This window comes from Streptomyces sp. N35 (genome assembly GCF_016464295.1).
Taxonomy (GTDB): domain Bacteria; phylum Actinomycetota; class Actinomycetes; order Streptomycetales; family Streptomycetaceae; genus Streptomyces.
In genome coordinates this window covers 1-3,535 of sequence record NZ_JAEIMH010000182.1, presented here as the reverse complement: position 1 = coordinate 3,535, position 3,535 = coordinate 1, and the positions used below count along the sequence as shown (strand labels likewise).

The window sequence follows — 3,535 nt, the reverse complement described above, 5'->3', positions numbered from 1 at the left end:
GCCCGCCGCGGGGGGGGGGGCGGGGCGGCGCGGGGGCGGGGGCGGGGGGCCCCCCCCCCCGCGACCTCACCCCGCTCGCCCCCCGCGACCTCACCAACTTCGCCACACAAGCGACCTCAACCCATCCGCCCCGCGACCTCACCAACCTCGCCGCACAAGCGGCCTCACCGCACCCGCTGCCCCCGCGAGCTCACCCCGCTCGCCGCGCAAGCGAGCTCACCCCATCCGCCCCCGCGAGCTCACCCCACTTGCCGCGCAAGCGAGCTCACCCCATCCGCCCCCGCGACCTCACCCCGCTCGCCGCACAAGCGACCTCACCCCATCCGCCCCCGCGAGCTCACCCCACTTGCCGCACAAGCGACCTCACCCCGCCCACCCCGCGAGCGACCTCACCCCACCCACCCCGCAAGCGACCTCACCCCACCCGCCCCACGAACTCCCGCACCGCAAGGCGCACATCCTCTGCGCCCCACTCCAGGCCCGGCCCCGCCACCGTCACCTCGGTGACGGAGAGGCCCGGTGGCCCTTCCGTGAACCACCGTCGAAACAGCGCCGTCCCCGTTTCCTCGGCCATCCGTACCGACGCCTCGTCGAGCGCGGAAGCCTCGTACGGCAGCCACACCTGGAACTGATGCGTATGCGGCACCCCCGGGTGCACCCGGAAGAAAGGCACCCCGGCCTGGGCGAACCCCTCCCGCAGCGCCTCCGCGACCACCCGCGCATGCGCCACGTACGAGGGAAGGCGCGGCAGTTCGTCCTCCAGGCCGATCAGTGCCGAGAGCACCGTCGGGTACTGCTGGAAGATCTGACCGCCGTACCGGTGCCGCCAGGCCTTCGCCTCCGCGACGAACGAGCGCGGACCCGCGAGGACCGCCCCGCCGAGCCCCTCGAGGGACTTGTAGAACGAGACGTACACACTGTCCGCGAGGTCGGCGATCTCGGCGAGCCCTCGCCCGAAGTGCGGCCCGCACTCCCACAGCCGCGCCCCGTCGAAGTGCACCACCGCGTCCCGCTCCCGCGCGGCCTCGACCACATCGACCAGCTCCTGCCACGAGGGCAGCACGAACCCGGCCTCACGGAGCGGCAGTTCGAGCATCAGCGTCCCGAAGGGCTCCTCGAACTCCCGCACCTCCTCGGCGTTCGGCAGCCGCGGCTCCGCCGTCGGATGCACGGTCCGCACCCCGCTGACCGCCGAGAACGCATCCCGCTCATGCCGCTCCGGATGCGCGAGCGGATGCAGCGCCACCGTCGCGTCGCCGGTACGTCCCGCCCATACGCGCACCGCGATCTGCTGCGCCATCGTGCCCGTCGGGAAGAAGGCCGCGTCCTCCTTGCCGAGCAGCCCGGCGACCCGGCGCTCCAGCTCCTCCACGATCGAGTCGCCGTACATGTCGGAGGTCCTGCCCAGGTCGAACACCTCGGGCGCACGCCGGGCCAGACGCTCGAGACTGTCCGCGTACGTGAGATCGGCCCCCGGCCGCGACAGCACCCGCTTCGCCGCCCGGAACGCGGCAAGCCGCCGCTCCCGCGCCGCCCCCGGATCCACCTGGTCCGGGCCGCCCGGGCCCGCCTGATCCAAGCCGGCCCGACCCACCCGGCCGACCTGGTCCGCCCCACCCCGCCCCGCCTGATCCACAGCCTCGGTGTCATCCATCCACAGATCTTCTCGCACACCCGTCCGCCCACGCACAGCCTGTGGATAACTCTCGGCAGCCCCAGGGAGCCTGTGGACAGCCGGAGCCCGCCGTACCCCATTGCGTTAACATGACGAGAAATCGTCCGGCACCGACCGGACGGAAACGTCCGGTACCCCGAGCGGACTGGAACGGAAGGCCGTCGTCTAGTGAACGCAAGCCACCCCCCAGGGCCCGGACTGCCGGACCCGAGCGAGCGCCCCGCCCGCCTCACCGTGGGCGTCGTCGGCGCGGGCCGTGTGGGCCCCGCGCTCGCCGCGTCCCTGCAGCTCGCCGGGCACCGCCCCGTCGCCGTCTCCGGCGTCTCCGACGCCTCCGTGCGGCGGGCGGGCGAGATGCTCCCCGATGTCCCGCTCGTCACCCCCGCCGAAGTCCTCGCGCGCGCCGACCTCGTGCTGCTCACCGTCCCGGACGACGCCCTGCCGAGCCTGATCGAGGGCCTGGTGGAGACCGGCGCGGTCCGCCCGGGCCAGCTGCTCGTGCACACCTCGGGCCGCTACGGGGTGGACGTGCTCCGGCCCGCCCTGCGCGCCGGCGGTCTGCCGCTCGCCCTGCACCCGGCGATGACCTTCACGGGCACCGCCGTCGACGTCCAGCGTCTGGCCGGCTGTTCCTTCGGCGTCACCGCGCCCGAGGAGCTGCGCCTGGCCGCCGAGGCGCTCGTCATCGAGATGGGCGGCGAGCCCGAGTGGATCGAGGAAGCGGCCCGCCCGCTCTACCACGCGGCCCTCGCCCTCGGCGCGAACCACCTGGTCACGCTGGTCGCCGAGTCGATGGAGCTGCTCCGCCAGGCCGGCGTCACGGCCCCGGACCGGATGCTCGGCCCGCTGCTCGGCGCCGCGCTGGACAATGCGCTGCGTTCCGGCGACGCGGCCCTCACGGGCCCGGTGGCGCGCGGCGACGCGGGCACCGTCGCGGCCCATGTGTCCGAGCTGCGCAAGCACGCCCCGCAGACCGTCGCCGGCTATCTCGCGATGGCCCGCGCGACCGCCGACCGCGCGCTCGCGCACGGTCTGCTCAAGCCGGAACTGGCCGAGGACCTCCTCGGCGTACTGGCCAACGGCGCGGACGGGGGAGAGCGGTGACCCACCTCCTGCGCACCGCCGAAGACCTGCGCAAGCTGACGTACGACGGTCAGCGCGCCGTCGTCATGACCATGGGCGCCCTGCACGAGGGCCACGCCGCCCTGATCCGCCGCGCCCGCGAACTCGCCGGGCCCGGGGGCCAGGTCCTGGTCACCGTCTTCGTCAACCCGCTGCAGTTCGGCGCCGGTGAGGACCTCGACCGCTACCCGCGCACCCTCGACGCGGACCTCGTGATCGCGGAACGGGCGGGCGCGGACGCGGTGTTCGCGCCGTACACCGACGAGGTCTACCCGGGCGGAGAGCCCCAGGTCCGTCTCTCCGCCGGCCCCATGGGCGGGCGCCTCGAAGGCGCCACCCGCCCCGGCCACTTCGACGGCATGCTCACCGTCGTCGCCAAGCTCCTCCACCTCACGGCGCCGGACATCGCGCTCTACGGCCAGAAGGACGCCCAGCAACTCGCCCTGATCAAGCGCATGGTGCAGGACCTGAACTTCCCCGTCGAGATCATCGGCGTACCCACGGTGCGGGAGGCGGACGGTCTCGCCCTCTCCTCCCGTAACCGCTATCTCTCCGACGCCGAACGCCGCACCGCGCTCGCCCTGTCCGCCGCGCTCTTCGCGGGGCGCGACCGCCTCACCGCACAGGCCGCCCTGCACGCCCGCGCCCAGGCGGCGCCCGCCTCGAAGGCCCGCGCGAAGGCGCTCGGCGCGCTCGGCGAGGCCCGCGCCGCCGCCGACGCGCACGCCGTCGCGCAGG

Annotated in this window: 3 protein-coding genes; 2 read left to right on the top strand and 1 reads right to left on the bottom strand. The window is 74.4% G+C overall.

Annotation, left to right across the window (positions count from 1 at the left end):
• Nucleotides 1-415 precede the first annotated feature (415 nt).
• A complete protein-coding gene (locus JAO81_RS41675) occupies nucleotides 416-1,654 on the bottom strand; it encodes a low specificity L-threonine aldolase (RefSeq protein ID WP_199553217.1) in 1,239 nt (412 codons plus the stop codon).
• Between the two features lie 189 nt (nucleotides 1,655-1,843).
• Between JAO81_RS41675 and JAO81_RS41670 the strand changes: the two genes are divergently transcribed.
• Nucleotides 1,844-2,779 carry a DUF2520 domain-containing protein gene (locus tag JAO81_RS41670; RefSeq protein WP_307814245.1) on the top strand — a complete coding sequence of 312 codons (936 nt, stop codon included), beginning with the start codon at nucleotides 1,844-1,846 and terminating at the stop codon, nucleotides 2,777-2,779.
• The coding region (panC, locus tag JAO81_RS41665; RefSeq protein ID WP_199553216.1) for a pantoate--beta-alanine ligase at nucleotides 2,776-3,535 on the top strand (760 nt) is incomplete at its 3' end. The genes JAO81_RS41670 and panC, both read left to right, overlap by 4 nt.

Excerpts from the sequence above, each read along its gene's own strand:
- JAO81_RS41675 (WP_199553217.1), bottom strand. The coding sequence starts at position 1,654 with ATGGATGACACCGAGGCTGTGGATCAGGCGGGGCGGGGTGGGGCGGAC.